The 15,042-nt window shown below is 72.3% G+C and carries 9 protein-coding genes; 2 read left to right on the plus strand and 7 right to left on the minus strand.

Features of this window, described 5'->3' with window-relative positions:
- Window positions 1-246 precede the first annotated feature (246 nt).
- Together ACA361_RS04175 and ACA361_RS04180 are read right to left on the minus strand one after the other, a co-directional pair.
- The gene (locus tag ACA361_RS04175; protein WP_375010434.1) at window positions 247-5,121 is read right to left on the minus strand and encodes an NAD-glutamate dehydrogenase; all 4,875 of its coding nucleotides are present in this window, start codon (window positions 5,119-5,121) and stop codon (window positions 247-249) included.
- A gap of 195 nt (window positions 5,122-5,316) precedes the next feature.
- On the minus strand, window positions 5,317-6,972 hold the full coding sequence (locus ACA361_RS04180; protein WP_375010435.1) for a serine/threonine-protein kinase: 1,656 nt from the start codon (window positions 6,970-6,972) through the stop codon (window positions 5,317-5,319).
- Window positions 6,973-7,264: 292 nt separating this feature from the next.
- Here ACA361_RS04180 and ACA361_RS04185 point away from each other — a divergent pair, with 292 nt between their 5' ends.
- On the plus strand, window positions 7,265-7,894 hold the full coding sequence (locus ACA361_RS04185; protein WP_375010436.1) for a hypothetical protein: 630 nt from the start codon (window positions 7,265-7,267) through the stop codon (window positions 7,892-7,894).
- A gap of 16 nt (window positions 7,895-7,910) precedes the next feature.
- On the opposite strand, the gene ACA361_RS04190 is transcribed toward ACA361_RS04185, so the two are convergent.
- The 5 genes from ACA361_RS04190 to ACA361_RS04210 form a co-directional block, all read right to left on the minus strand.
- Window positions 7,911-9,881 (minus strand): acetoacetate--CoA ligase, encoded by a 1,971-nt coding sequence (locus ACA361_RS04190; RefSeq protein WP_375010437.1) that lies wholly within the window; start codon window positions 9,879-9,881, stop codon window positions 7,911-7,913.
- 63 nt (window positions 9,882-9,944) lie between these two features.
- Complete coding sequence (locus ACA361_RS04195; RefSeq protein WP_375010438.1) at window positions 9,945-10,658, minus strand: HAD family hydrolase; 714 nt, start codon at window positions 10,656-10,658, stop codon at window positions 9,945-9,947.
- Window positions 10,659-10,784: 126 nt separating this feature from the next.
- Entirely contained in the window at window positions 10,785-12,416 is a 1,632-nt protein-coding gene (gene pruA, locus ACA361_RS04200) for an L-glutamate gamma-semialdehyde dehydrogenase (protein WP_375010439.1), read from the minus strand.
- An 89-nt stretch (window positions 12,417-12,505) separates the two neighbouring features.
- Complete coding sequence (locus tag ACA361_RS04205) at window positions 12,506-13,015, minus strand: hypothetical protein (protein ID WP_375010440.1); 510 nt, start codon at window positions 13,013-13,015, stop codon at window positions 12,506-12,508.
- 99 nt (window positions 13,016-13,114) lie between these two features.
- Entirely contained in the window at window positions 13,115-13,780 is a 666-nt protein-coding gene (locus tag ACA361_RS04210) for an HAD family hydrolase (protein WP_375010441.1), read from the minus strand.
- A gap of 60 nt (window positions 13,781-13,840) precedes the next feature.
- Between ACA361_RS04210 and ACA361_RS04215 the strand changes: the two genes are divergently transcribed.
- On the plus strand, window positions 13,841-15,037 hold the full coding sequence (locus ACA361_RS04215; protein ID WP_375010442.1) for an acyl-CoA dehydrogenase family protein: 1,197 nt from the start codon (window positions 13,841-13,843) through the stop codon (window positions 15,035-15,037).
- The last annotated feature ends 5 nt before the right edge of the window (window positions 15,038-15,042 follow it).

A 15,042-nucleotide genomic window follows, 5' to 3' on the forward strand; every position in this document is an offset into this window, starting at 1 on the left:
CCACGAGTCAACCCGACCGGCGACCCCGCCCCCCGAGCGAGCGGCAGATGACCGCAAAGGCCAAGGTTGCGCCCGGGGGCGAGGGGCGGAGCCCCCAGAGTTGGGGGACGAGGGGGCGGAGCCCCCAGGCGGGGGGCGCGGGGGGCGGCAGCCCGCCCGCCCGGTCGGGCGCGCCCCCGGAGCGAGCGCTGGCGAGCGCAGGGGGCGCGACCGACCGGCCTGGGGTTTGGGGTTGGGACCCCAAAGCTAATTCGGCAGGCTGCTCGCCGTCACCAGGGTGCGGATCGCGCCCAGTGCCACCGACAGGGTCGCCAGGTCGAAGCTGTCGCTTTCCCAGATCTCCGAGAGGGTCTGCTGGGCTCGGCTGACGGCGGTGCGGTTCTTGTCGGCCCAGTGCAGCATGCGGTCTTCCGGCTGGGTGCCGGACTCGCTGGTGACGAGGACGTCGCGGGTGAGGGCGGCGTGGGCGGCGTAGAGGTCGTCGCGGAGGGCGGAGCGGGCCATGGAGCGCCAGCGGTCGTCGCGGGGCAGCGCGATGATGCGCTCGCGGAGGCGGGACAGCTGGAGCCGGTCGGCGAGGTCGAAGTAGACCTCGGCGACCTCCTCGACGGGGCGGCCGGTGTCGTGGGCGATGCCGACGAGGTCGAACGTGGAGTACGCGGGGACGAGCATGGCGCACTGTTCGGCGAGTTCGTCGGGGACGCCGCGTTCGGCGAACTCGTCGCGGCGCGCCTCGAAGGAGGCGAGGTCGAGGCCGACGAGGAGTTTGGGCAGCCGGGTGCCGAGGGTGACGGCGCCGCCGGAGAAGTAGTCGATGTTCTCGCGGATGTCGAACGGGGGCCGCCGGTTGTGGAGGAGCCAGCGGGCGCCGCGCTCGGTGAGTTTGCGGGCCTCCAGGAGCATCTTGATCTGGGTGGATTCGTCGACCTGGTGGGAGAGGTTCTCGACGGACCGCCAGAAGCGGGGCATGTCGAAGACCTCGCGGGCGACGAGGTAGGCGCGGGCGATGTCGGGCGAGGAGGCGCCGGTCTCCTCGTTGACGCGGAAGCCGAAGGTGATGCCGCTGTTGTTGACGACGTCGTTCACCACGGCGGTGGTGATGATCTCCCGGCGCAGCGGGTGCCGGTCCATGTAGGAGCGGAACCGTTCGCGGAGCGGGCTGGGGAAGTAGTCGACGAGCCAGGACTCCAGGTACGGGTCGTCGGGCAGGTCGGAGCGGACGAGTTCGGCGTCCAGGATCAGCTTGGTGTAGGCGAGGAGGACGGAGAACTCGGGCCCGGTGAGGCCGTGGCCGCCCTGGCGGCGTTCGGCGAGGGCCTTGTCGTCGGGGAGCGCCTCCAGGCTGCGGTTGATCTCGCCGTCCCGCTCCATCTTGCGCAGGTAGCGGGCGTGCACGTGCAGCATGGACGGGGCCTGCGCGCGGGTGGCGGCGAGCACGACGTTCTGCGCGTAGTTGTCGCGCAGGACGAGGCCGGCGACCTCGTCGGTCATCTCGGTGAGGAGGTTGTCGCGCTGCTTGCCGGTGAGTTCGCCGTCCCGGACGGCCTGGTCGAGCAGGATCTTGATGTTGACCTCGTGGTCGGAGGTGTCGACTCCGGCCGAGTTGTCGATGAAGTCGGTGTTGACGAGGCCGCCGCCGCGGGCGAACTCGATCCGGCCGAGCTGGGTGAGGCCGAGGTTGCCGCCTTCGCCGATGACGCGGCAGCGGAGTTCGGACGCGTCGGCGCGGACGGGGTCGTTGGCCTTGTCGCCGACGTCGGCGTTGTTCTCGGTGGACGCCTTGACGTAGGTGCCGATGCCGCCGTTCCAGAGGAGGTCCACGGGGGCGCACAGGGCGGCGTGGATCAGCTGGTAGGGGGTCATCGCCTTGACGTCGGGGGCGATGCCGAGCACGGTCCGCATCTCGGGGGTGAGCCGGATGGACTTGGCCGTGCGGGGGAAGACGCCGCCGCCCTTGGAGATCAGCGCGGCGTCGTAGTCGGCCCAGGTGGAGCGGGGCAGGGCGAACATGCGCTCGCGTTCGGCGAAGGAGCGCGCGGGGTCGGGGTCGGGGTCGATGAAGATGTGCCGGTGGTCGAACGCGGCGACCAGCTTGGTGTGCTTCGACAGGAGCATCCCGTTGCCGAAGACGTCGCCGGACATGTCGCCGATGCCGACGGCGGTGAAGTCCTCGTTCTGGACGTCCCTGCCGAGCGAGCGGAACAGGTACTTGACCGATTCCCACGCGCCGCGGGCGGTGATCCCCATGGCCTTGTGGTCGTAGCCGACGGAGCCGCCGGAGGCGAACGCGTCGCCGAGCCAGAAGCCGTACGAGGCGGCGACCTCGTTGGCGATGTCGGAGAACGTGGCGGTGCCCTTGTCGGCGGCGACGACGAGGTAGGTGTCGTCGCCGTCGTGGCGGACGACGTCCGGCGGCGGCACGACCTTGCCGTCGACGAGGTTGTCGGTGACGTCGAGCAGGCCGGAGATGAAGTCCTTGTAGCAGGCGATCCCGGCCGCCATGAACGCCTCGCGGTCGGAGGGGTCGGGCAGCTGCTTGCCGACGAAGCCGCCCTTGGCGCCGGCCGGGACGATCACGGTGTTCTTGACGGCCTGCGCCTTGACGAGGCCGAGGATCTCGGTGCGGAAGTCCTCGCGCCGGTCGGACCAGCGCAGCCCGCCGCGCGCCACCGTGCCGAACCGCAGGTGGACGCCCTCGACGCGGGGCGAGTACACGAAGATCTCGAACGTGGGCCGCGGTTCGGGCAGCTCAGGGATCCGGGACGGGTCGAACTTCAGCGACAGGTACGGCTTGTGCTGGTAGTGGTTGGTGCGCAGCGTCGCCGTGATCAGGTCCAGGTAGGCGCGCAGGATGCGGTCCTCGTCGAGGCTGGCGACCTCGTCGAGCTCGCCGTTCAGCTCCTCGGCGATGCCGGCGCTGCGCTCCTCCTCGCCGCCGGCCAGGCCGGGGTCGAGCCGGCTCTCCCAGAGCCGGATCAGCAGCCGGGTGATGGACGGGTTGCGCAGCAGCACCTGCTCGACGTACCGCTTGGAGAACCGGATGCCGGTCTGCCGCAGGTACAGCGCGTACGCGCGCATGATCATCGCCTGCCGCCAGGTGAGGCCGACGTGCAGGACGAGGGCGTTGAAGCCGTCGTTCTCGATCTCGCCGCGCCACAGCGCGGTGAACGCGTCCTGGAAGAGGTCCTTGGTGGCCTCCTCCGGCGTGCCCTCCGGCGGCGTGTAGCGCAGCCCGAGGTCGTAGATCCAACGGCGGCCGGCCGGGTCGATCTGGGTGGACGGCGCCCCGGGCTCACCGGTGGTGGGCTTGGGGCGGATCTCGTACGGCCGCTCGTCGATCACCTCGACGCCCATGTTCTGCAGCAGCGGCAGCACCCGGGACAGCGAGATCGGCTCGCCGAGCCGGTAGATCTTGAGTCGCCGCTCGCCGGGGCCGGCGCCGTACGGCTCGTACAGGTTGATGGAGGTGTCGCCGTCGACGGTGAGCTCGTCCAGCCGCTTGAGGTCGGCCACGGCGGTACGGGCGGGGAAGTCGGCCTTGTACCCCTCGGGGAACGCGTCGCCGTAGCGGCGGGCCAGCACGCCCGAGCGCTCCTCGCCGCACTGCTCGACGATCGCGTCGGACAGGTCGTCGGCCCAGGAGCGGGTGGCGGCGGCGAGCCGGGCCTCCAGCTCCTCCACGTCCACGTCGGGCAGCGGGCGGCCCCGCTCGCCGCGGACGACCACGTGCAGCCGGGCCAGCACCGACTCGGTGACGTTGGCGCTGTAGTCCACGGTGACGCCGTCGAACGCCTGGCGCAGTATGTCCTGTATCTTCAGCCGGACCTTGGTGGTGTAGCGGTCCCGCGGCAGGTAGACCATGCACGACATGAACCGGCCGTACAGGTCCTTGCGCAGGAACAGCTTCAGCGAGCGGCGCTCGCGCAGCCGCAGCACGCCGAGCGCGATCGACAGCAGGTCGTCGACCGAGATCTGGAACAGCTCGTCCCGCGGGTACGTCTCCAGTATCTCGATGAGGTCCTGGCCGTCGTAGCTGTCGGCGGTGAACTCGGCACGCTCCAGCACCTCGGACAGCTTGCGCTTGAGCACCGGCACGTTGGAGATCGACTCGCTGTACGCGACGTGCGTGAACAGGCCCAGGAAGCGGCGCTCGCCGACGACGTCGCCGGCCGCGTCGAACTTCTTGACGCCGATGTAGTCGAGGTAGGCGGGCCGGTGGACGGTCGCGCGCGAGTTGGCCTTGGTCAGCACGAGCAGGTGCTTCTCGGTGGCCTTGTCGCGGACCTCGGGCGGCAGCGCGGCGAAGCTGTCGGACTCGGGCTTGTCGTTGCGCAGCACGCCGAGGCCGGTCCCGGGGACGGGCCGCAGCGCGGCGCCGTCCTCGGTGAGGGTGTAGTCGCGGTACCCCAGGAACGTGAAGTGCCCGTCGGCCAGCCAGTCGAGAAGCTCGACGCCTTCGGCGAGCTCCTTGTCCGGCAGCGGCGGCGGTTCGTCCCGGATGGTCAGCGCGATCTCGCCGGCCCGCGAGCGCATCTTGGGCTCGTCCTCGACCGCGACCCGGACGTCCTGGAGCACCCGCACCAGGTCCCGCTCCAGGTCGTCGAGCCGGGAACGCTCGCCGGTGCGGTCGATCTCGATGTGGATCCAGGACTCGTCGATGTCGTCCCCGCTGGCCAGCTTCGGCCGGAACGCCTTGAGCTGGCCCGCCACGTCGCGGTCCACCCCCAGCAGCGGGTGCACGATCAGGTGGGTGGCGAAGTGGTGCCGGTCCAGCTCCATCGTCACCGAGTCGACCAGGAAGGGCATGTCGTCGGTGACGACCTGGACGACGGTGTGGCCGGGGTCCCAGCCGTTCTCCTCAAGCGTGGGCGTGAACACCCGGACCTTGGCCCGGCCCTGGGGACGCTCGTCGCCCAGCAGCCGGTGGGCCATCGCGGGCCCGCAGACGTCCGCCGGGTCGCGCGACAGGAGGTCCTCGGGGGCGACGTTGCGGTAGTACAGCCGGAGGTACTCGACCGCCTCCTCAACGTCTCCGACGCCGCGTGAACCCGGCCGCTGCGCGCACGTCTCCGCCGCCCGGCGGAGAAGATCGTCCTTGGCCTGGTCGAGCTTGCCGCTCATCAAAACTACAACTCCCCTGAATGACACCGCGCCACTCCGTTGTGGCGCCGCTCACTGCGCCAGCGTAGCCAGGAATTCCCCCAAAGCCGACCGGCGGGGGTACCCCGGCGGCACGCCTTTCTTATGGCCAGGCTCACCAACGGCGGCGGTGGCGGCCCCTGGAGGGACGCGCCGGCCGCCGGACCGGCACCCGGATCAGCCGGCGCCGGTCCCCGCGCCGCCCGTGCCCGGGTTCTCCGGGTCGGTAGGCGGCTCTTCGGGATCGGTGGGGGGCTCTTCGGGGTCGGTAGGCGGCTTTTCAGGGTCGGTGGGCTGCTTCGTGGGCTGCTGGGTGGTCGGCCGGTCGCTGGGCGACGTCGACGGGGACGTCGTGGGCGACAGCGAGTCGCTCGGCGAGGGCGACGCGGAGCCGTACCCGGTGCCGGTCGGCCGCGGCGCCTCGATCTCCGCCTCCGTGGGCGCGATGCTCGGGTCCGTGCTCGCGGGCGGCGCCGGCTCCTGGGAGTTGCTGATCGGCTGGGTCCGCTTGCCGGTCTCGTCGCCGCCGAGCGCGAGGAACGTCGAGACCGCGACGATCGCCACCAGCAGCGCGGCGGCCCCGGCCAGCGCGGCCGTCCGGCCGCGGCCGGACAGCTCCGCCAGCCGCGCCGGCCCGCGCCGCCGGATCATCTCGGGGGGCAGCGTGTTCTGCGCCGCCCACTCGGCGGGGCTCGGCGGCCGGCCGTCGCGTCCCGCGGCCGCGGCGGCCGGGACGGGCTCCTCGTACGCCCTGGCGGGCTCGTACGGCTCGTAGTCGTCGTACGGGTCGTCGTCGTGGTCGCCGGGGCCGATCCGTACGGCCTGGGTGGCCTGGGTGGCCGCGGCGGCGGAGGCGGCGCGCGCGCTCCGGGACGGGACGGCGGTCGCGGCGGCGCGGGCCTCCTCCTCGTCCAGCTCGGCGGCCAGCTCGCTGCCCTGGGCGAGGATCGAGGTCGCGTCGGCGTCGTCGATCGCCCCGGCGCCGGCCGCGGGGACGGCCGCGGCGGCGGTCCGGGCGGGCGCGGGCTCCTCGTGGCCCAGCAGCCGCATCAGCAGCCGGCGGGCGTCCGGCCGGTCGGCCGGGTCCTTGCTCAGGCAGTCCAGCACCAGCTCGCGAAGGGTGCCGTCCAGGTCGCCCAGCTCGGGCTCCTGGTGCAGGATCCGGTTGATCACCGCGGGGATGGTGTCCTGGCCGAACGGGGGCTCGCCGGTGGCCGCGAACGCCAGCGTGGCGGCCCAGCAGAACACGTCGGCGGGCGTGCCGATCTCGTCGCCCTGGAGCTGCTCGGGCGCCATGTACGACGGCGTCCCGATCACCTTGCTGGTCAGCGTGGTGGAGCCGCTGATCGCCCGGGCCACCCCGAAGTCGATCACGCGCGGCCCGTCGGCGCCGATCAGCACGTTGTGCGGCTTGAAGTCGCGGTGGATGATCTCGGCCTGGTGGATCGCGGCCAGCGCGGTCGCGGTGCCGACGGCGAGCCGTTCCAGCGCCGCGCCGCCCAGCGGCCCCTGCTCGGTGACCAGCTGGTTGAGCGAGGGCCCGGGCACGTACTCGCTGACGATGTACGGCCGGTCGCCGGTCGCGTCGGCGTCGATCACCTGGGCGGTGCAGAACGGCGCCACCCGCTTGGCGACCTCCAGCTCGCGCAGGAAGCGGGCGCGGGCCTTGTCGTCGGCGGTCAGCTCGCTGTGCAGGAGCTTGAGGGCCACCTGCGCGCCGTCCTCGTCGGTGGCGAGGAACACCGTCCCCTGGCCACCCTCCCCGACGCGGCCGATCAGGGCGTACGGCCCCAGCCGCTCCGGGTCGCCGGAACGCAGCGCCCCAACCTCCATGCGCTGAACCGCCCTCTCTGCTCGCCCCGGCGGACCGTGTGCCCGGATTGGCGCAGACCGGTCCCTTGATTGTGTGACGCCCCATACCTGGGGGAAGTTCACCCGGGCCTGGAACCTTACGTCGCGTCGTGACCCTGCGCTGCCGCTACGGGCACTTTGAGGTGATCTCGAGACCTTCGCCGGTGGTGCGCCGGATCCGCCCAGACCCGGTAACGGGCGACATTATGCCAGCTCACGCCCCGCCGGGCCGGAACATTCGCGGGTGTGGCGGCGCTCCCGCGAAAATAGGTCCATGACCACCGTCGACGGCCGCCGCGCGTACACCCGGGCCGACCTCATGGCCGAGTACGGCCTCGGCCGCAGCACGCTGGAGAAGTGGTTCCGGGAGCGGTCCGCGAACGGCCACCCCGAGCCCGCCGGCACGGCCGGCGCGCAGCTCGCCTGGGACGCCGAGGAGTGGGACCGCTGGTACGCGGCGCGCCGTACCGCCCCCAAGGCCCCGCCCGGCCTCGCCACCCGCGACGAGCTGGCCGCCGAGCACGGGCTGAGCAGGCACGCCATGAAGCGGCTGTGGGCCGAGAAGGAGGCCAACGGGCATCCGGAGGCCGCGCATCAGGCGGGCAGGGCGCTCTACTGGGACCGGGCGGAGTGGGCCGCCTGGTACGCCGCGCACCAGGAGTACGCCGCGCGCGAGAAGCACGGCGAGGCCGGCGGCGCGGGCGATCCCGACGAGCTGATCACGCTCGCCGACGCCGCGCGCCTGCTCGGCCTGGCGCAGACGAGCGTGACCGTCTATCCCAAGCGTCCCCCGGCCGGGTGGCCGGGCCCGGCCCGCACCGAGCCGCTGGGCGGCGGCAGGGTCCGGCGCCTCTACCGCCGCGGCGACATCCTGGCCTACGGCCGCCTCAAGAAGGCCCCCTAGAAGACCTCTGGAAGACCTAGGAGTCCTTCGGGAGGAAGTGCTCCAGGACCTCCGGGTTGGCCAGGGAGTCGCGGTTGGCGGCACGGTCGACCGGGGTGCCCTGGAGGATCTTGCGAACCGGGACCTCCAGCTTCTTGCCCGACAGCGTCCGCGGGATGCCCGGCACGGCGTGGATCTCGTCCGGCACGTGCCGCGGCGACAGCGCCGAGCGCAGCTCGCGGCCCAGCCGGGCGACCAGGTCGTCGCTCAGCTCGGTGCCCTCGGCCGGCTGGACGTACAGGATCAGCCGGCCCTCCTGCCCCAGCCGGCCGGTGTCGATCACCAGGCTGTCGGCGATCTCCGGGAACGCCTCGACGACCCGGTAGAAGTCGGACGTGCCCATCCGGATCCCGCCGCGGTTGAGCGTGGAGTCGGACCGGCCGTAGATCACGCAGCCGCCGTCCGGCCGGACCTTGATCCAGTCGCCGTGCCGCCAGACGCCCGGGTACGTCTCGAAGTACGACTCGCGGTAGCGGGCGCCGTCCGGGTCGTTCCAGAAGAAGACCGGCATCGACGGCATCGGCTCCGTGATCACTAGCTCGCCGACCTCGTCGGTCAGCGGCTTGCCCTGCTCGTCGTACGCCTCGACCTTGGCGCCGAGGCCGCGGCCCTGGAGCACGCCCGCGCGCAGCGGCAGCAGCACGGACGGGCCCACGAAGCCGGTGCACAGGTCGGTGCCACCCGACAGGGAGCCGAGGAGCAGGTCGCGGCCGACGGCCTCGTACACCCAGGCGAAGCCCTCCGGCGGCAGCGGCGAGCCGGTGGAGCCGATGCCGCGCAGCCGGGACAGGTCGTACCGCTCGCCCGGCCGCTCGCCCTGCTTGGCGCAGGCGGTGATGTACGGGGCGCCGACCCCCATGTAGGTGATGCCGGTGTCGGCGGCCATCTTCCACAGGTCGCCGGGCGCGCCGTCGTACAGCACGATCGTCGAGCCCACCAGCAGGCCGCCGACGAGGTAGTTCCACATCATCCAGCCGGTCGTGGTGTACCAGAAGAACACGTCGCCCGGGCCGAGGTCCTGGTGGAACGACAGCGCCTTGAGGTGTTCGAGGACCACGCCGCCGTGGCCGTGCACGATCGGCTTGGGCAGCCCGGTCGTGCCGGACGAGTACACCACCCACAGCGGGTGGTCGAACGGGACGGCCTCGAACTCCGGCTCGTCGTGGTCGGTGACCGGCAGCTCCGCGTACGGGACGCCGGCGCGCAGGCCGTCCGGGACGGCCGCCGGGTCGAGGTACGGGATCAGCACGGTCGCGGCCAGCGTGGGCAGCGCGGCCTCGATCTCGGCGACGATCTCGCGCCGGTCGAACCGCTTGCCGTTGTACGCGTAGCCGTCCACCGCGATCAGCACCGTCGGCTCGATCTGGGCGAACCTGTCGATCACCGACGCGGAGCCGAAGTCGGGCGAGCAGGACGACCAGATCGCGCCCAGCGAGGCGGTGGCCAGGAAGCAGATCACGGCCTCGGGGATGTTCCCCACGTACGCCGCCACCCGGTCGCCGCGGCCGACGCCGAGCCGGGCCAGCCCGGCGCGCACCTCGGCGACCTGCATGCACAGCTCGCGGCCGTTGACCACCCGGTGCCCGCCGGCCTCCGAGCGGAAGATCAGCGCGGGCTCGTCGGGCGCCTCGCCGGCCCGCCGCAGCGCGTTCTCGGCGTAGTTGAGGGTCGCGCCGGGGAACCACTCCAGCCCGTCCACCGGCATCGGCCCGCCGGTGCGCACCGGCCCGTCGCCGCGCTCGCCGGCCACCTTGAAGTAGGACCAGATCGCGTCCCAGAACGCGTCGACCTCGGTCACCGACCAGCGCCACAGGTCGTCGTACGACTCGGCCAGGACGCCGCGGTCCCAGAGCCAGTGCATGAAATGGGTCGCCCGCGCGTTGGCGACGACCTCCTCCGACGGCTCCCACAGCAGCGCGCCCTCGGCCACCCCATGATCACTGGACATGTCTCTCCCCTCGCGCCGGCCGTACCCGCCCAGCATCGGGCGAACCCGGTGACCTGCGCAAGCTCAACGATCTTGGGTGAGCTCCAGGACGGCCCGGACCACGGCGTCGGTGTCGGCGAGCGTGGACAGCACCACGTCCGCGCCGGCGGCGCGCAGCTCGGCCTCGGTCGCGCTGCCGGACGCCACCGCGATGATCGGCGAGCCGGCGATGCGCGCGGCCTGCACGTCGCGCGGCGAGTCGGCCACGTACACCGTCGCCTTCTCGGTGTAGCGGACGCCGTGCTTCTCACCGGCCCGGGTGCGGGCCAGCTCCAGCAGCGCCGCCTTGCTGTAGACGCCGTTCTCGTAGCCGCCGACGTCCAGGTCGAGCCGCCCGGACAGGCCCAGCTCGGTGACCTTGAGGACGGCGTTCGGCTCGATCGAGCCGGTGAGCACCGACTGCGCGGTGTCGGGCAGCCGGGCGACGGCCGACACCGCCTCCAGCGCGCCCGCCAGCACCCTGCCGTGCGCCTTCAGGTCGGCGCGGCGCGCGGCGAACGACTCGGCCAGCGCCGCCGTGAACGCCGGCAGGTGGTCGTCGGTGGTGACGACGTCGTTGAACGCCAGCGTCTCGAAGATGATCTCGGACTCGGTCCGGCCGGGCGTCGGCGCCAGCCGCACCAGCGGACGCCCGATGACCCGCTGGAACGCCTCGGCGTAGGCTTCCCGGGTGATCCGCCCGACGTCCACGAGCGTGTGATCGATGTTCCACAGCACCAGGCGGTTCAGCGTCGTCATCCTCTTCCTGCGTGGTCGCGGGGCAAGCGCCCGCACGCGTCCGCACGGGCGGACTCATCGTCGGGCCTGGCGGCGCATACCGCAAGCGGGTGTGACGCGGCACCGTTCTGGCGGCAAGGACACGGGTCAGGGACCCATGTGGGGATAGCGGTGGTCGGTCGGCGCCACGAACGTCTCCTTGATCACCCGCATGCTGGCCCAGCGGGTCAGGTTGAAGATCGAGCCGGCCTTGTCGTTGGTGCCGCTGGCGCGGGCGCCGCCGAACGGCTGCTGGCCGACGATCGACCCGGTCGGCTTGTCGTTGACGTAGAAGTTCCCGGCCGCGAACCGCAGCCGCTCGGACGCCTCCTCGATCGCGGCGCGGTCGCGGGCGATGACGGCGCCGGTCAGCGCGTACTCGGCGACGCCCTCCATCTGGGTGAGCATCGAGTCGTAGTCGCCGTCGTCGTACACGTGCACGCCGACGATCGGGCCGAAGTACTCCTTGACGAAGATCTCGTCGTCGGGGTCGGACGACTCCAGCACGGTCGGCCGGACGAAGTAGCCCTCGGAGTCGTCCAGCCCGCCGCCCGCGAGGACCTTCATGGTGTCGATCCCGCGGGCGCGGTCGAGGGCGGCCCTGTGCTTGGCGAACGCCCGCTCGTCGATCACGGCGCCCATGAACAGCGACAGGTCCTCGGCCACGTTCCCCATGGTCAGGGCCTCGACCTCGTCGCAGAAGTCGTCCCGCATCCGGTTCCAGATCGAGCGCGGCACGTACGCGCGGGAGGCGGCCGAGCACTTCTGCCCCTGGTACTCGAACGCGCCGCGGATCAGCGCGGTCTTCAGCACGGCCGGGTCGGCGGACGGGTGCGCGACGACGAAGTCCTTGCCGCCGGTCTCGCCGACCACCCGCGGGTAGCCGCGGTAGGTGGCGATGTGCTCGCCGACCGTCCGCCACAGGTGCTGGAACGTGCCGGTGCTGCCGGTGAAGTGGATCCCGGCCAGGTCGGGGTGCGGGATCGCGGCCTCCGACAGCGCCCGCCCGTCCCCGGTGACCAGGTTGATCACGCCGGGCGGCAGCCCGGCCGCCTCCAGCAGCCGCATCGTGTGGTGGGCGGCGGGCTGCTGGGTCGGCGACGGCTTCCAGACCACCACGTTGCCCATCAGCGCGGGCGCGGTCGGCAGGTTGCCGGCGATGGCGGTGAAGTTGAACGGGGTGATCGCGACCACGAACCCCTCCAGGGGCCGGTAGTCCATCCGGTTCCACACGCCGGGCGAGGAGATCGGCTGCTGGGCGTACAGCCGGCGGGCGTAGTCGACGTTGAACCGCCAGAAGTCGATCAGCTCGCAGGCGGCGTCGATCTCGGCCTGCTGCACCGACTTCGACTGGCCGAGGATGGTCGCGGCGTTGATCGTGGACCGCCACGGGCCCGCCAGCAGGTCGGCGGCGCGCAGCAGGATCGCGGCCCGCTCGTCGAACGGCATCGCCCGCCAGGCCGGCGCCGCCGCCTTCGCCGCGCCGATCGCGGACTGCACGTCGGCGACGGTCGCGTTCCCCATCGTGCCGAGCACGTGCCCGTGGTTGTGCGGCTCCAGCACCTCGATCGGGGTGCCGCCGCCGAGCCGCCGCTCACCGCCGATCGTCATCGTGAACTCGGTCCGCTCGCCGGCCAGCTCCTTGATCCTGGCCTCCAGCGCGGCCCGCTCGGGGCTGCCCGGCGCGTACGCCTTGACGGGCTCGTTCGCCGGTACGGGGACGTTCGTGACGGCGTCCATCTGCCTGCTCCCTGGAAGTCCGACATCGTCGTCGATGCCAGCAGATCTACCCAGCCGCGGGGCAGGGAAGCGGGGCGGGGGCGGCAGGCTCAGGGAAGCAGGTCGCGCAGCTCCTGCGTGGCGTACCACATGAGCTCGTGGCCCTCGGCGCCGTCCACGGTGAACGCGGCGTCGTCGTCGCCCTCCCGCGCCGCGGGGAGCGCCGCCACGGCGGCCTCCACGTCGCCGGCCGCGCCGGGGTCGTCGACATGACCGGACGCGATCTTCCGCCAGCCGACGGGCACCGTCACCCGGACGAGCGCCCGCTCCCCGTTCTCCAGCCCGGCGTGCCCGGGAGCCCACTCGACGGCGCCGTCGGGGACCTCGGCCGCGAGGACGACCCGGCGGCGCGGCGCCCCGGGGTCCGCGGCGAGCAGCTCCAGCGAGGCGCGGGCGGCCGCGGTCATCGCCGCGTACTCCAGCTCCTCCAGGTCGCCGCCGGCGTACCACTCGCGCAGCGCCGGGGTCACCGCGTACGCGGCCAGCGGCACGGGCCCGATCTCGCGCGCCTCGTGGACGCGGGCCAGGCCGGGGATCGTGGACGGAACGTAGACGCGCATGACGAAAGAGTCTCAGACTCCGCCCCTTCCGGGGGGACGACCCCCCGAGGCCCCCGGCGCGTCCTGAACGTCTCCCTCCGCTGGCGCTCCGGGTGACGTTCAGACCGCGAGGCCCAAGGCGCGCAGCTCGGTGAGCGTCGTGTCGACCGCGGTGTGGTGGACGGCCTTCATGCCGAGGGCCTCGGCGGCGGCGCAGTTGTGCTCGATGTCGTCGATGAACACGCACCGCTCCGGCGGCAGGCCGACCAGCTCGACGGCGTGCCGGAAGATCCGCTCGTCGGGCTTGCGCATGCCGACCTCGCAGGAGATCACCACGGCGTCGAAGAGGTCGCTCCACAGGTCGCGCGGGTAGTCGTTGCCCCACGAGTTGGAGAGGAGGGCGGTACGGGCGCCGCCGGCGCGGGCGGCGCGCAGCGCGTCGTACATGGGCTCGACCGGCTCGAACGCGCGGAACATCCGCTGGATCAGGCCCTCGGCGGGGACCGGGGTGCCGTCCACGGTGAGCAGCTCGGCGGCCAGCAGCCGCTCGAACTCGGCCACCTCCAGCGTGCCGTCCTCCAGGCCGTGGATCGGGTTCGTGCCCGAGCCGTCGTACGCCTGCTTCACCCAGGCGCGCATCACGTCCTTGTAGCGGGCGGCGTCGACGCCGTCGGCGGCGAGCCAGACGTCGACCGCCTCATTGAGGGGGGACGTCAGCACGCCGCCCCAGTCGGTGATCACGGCCTGCACGGTCCCGGCGTTCCCCGCCACGGCGTCCCCTGTCACGGGCGCATGGTAGGCGATCCCGACGAAAGTTACCGAATCGCGTTCTGGGACACTGCCTCCATGGACTTCGAACTCAGCCAGAAGGCGCGGGACTACCAGGCGAGACTGCTGGAGTTCATGGACGAGCACGTGTACCCGGCCGAGCCTGTGTACGCGGAATGGCGGGCGGCCAACGACGAGCACGCGCTGCCGCCGGTCGTCCAGGAACTCAAGGCCGAGGCCCGGAAGCGGGGACTGTGGAACCTCTTCCTCCCCGACATCTCCGGCCTGACCAACCTGGAGTACGCGACGCTGGCCGAGATCACCGGGCGCTCCCCGGACCTGGCGCCCGAGGCGGTCAACTGCGCCGCCCCGGACACCGGGAACATGGAGGTGCTGCACATGTTCGGCACCGACGAGCAGAAGAAGCGCTGGCTGGAGCCGCTGCTGGACGGCGAGATCCGGTCCGCGTTCGCGATGACCGAGCCGGACGTGGCCTCCTCGGACGCCACCAACATCACCACCTCGATCGTCCGGGACGGCGACGAGTACGTGATCAACGGCCGGAAGTGGTGGATCACCGGCGCCGCCGACGAGCGCTGCAAGATCTTCATCGTCATGGGCAAGACCGACCCGGACGGGCCCGCGCACCGGCAGCAGTCGCAGATCCTCGTGCCGCGCGACACCCCGGGGCTGACGATCGTCCGGCACCTGCCCGTGTTCGGCTACCAGGACCAGCACGGCCACTCCGAGCTGCGGTTCGAGAACGTCCGGGTGCCGGCGGCGAACCTCGTCGCCGGCGAAGGCGACGGGTTCATGATCGCGCAGGCCCGGCTGGGGCCCGGCCGCATCCACCACTGCATGCGCGCGCTGGGCATGGCCGAGCGGGCGCTGGAGCTGATGTGCCGGCGCGCCGTGGACCGGGTCGCGTTCGGCGAGCCGCTGGCGCGGCAGGGCGTCGTCCAGCAGCAGATCGCCGAGTCCCGGATGGCGATCGAGCAGGCCCGGCTGATGACGCTGAAGACCGCCTGGCTGATCGACAGGCACGGGGCGAAGGGCGCCCGCACCGAGATCGCCGCGATCAAGGTGATCGTGCCGCGGATCACCCACGAGGTCATCGACCGGGCGATCCAGGTGCACGGCGGCGCCGGGGTGAGCGACGACACGCCGCTGGCGCAGATGTACACCTGGGTACGGGCGATGCGCCTGTTCGACGGCCCGGACGAGGTCCACGTCCGGACCGTCGCGCGCCAGGAGCTCCGCCCGTACCTCAGCTGAGCGCG

This window comes from Actinomadura sp. 21ATH (assembly GCF_041951345.1).
GTDB lineage: Bacteria > Actinomycetota > Actinomycetes > Streptosporangiales > Streptosporangiaceae > Spirillospora.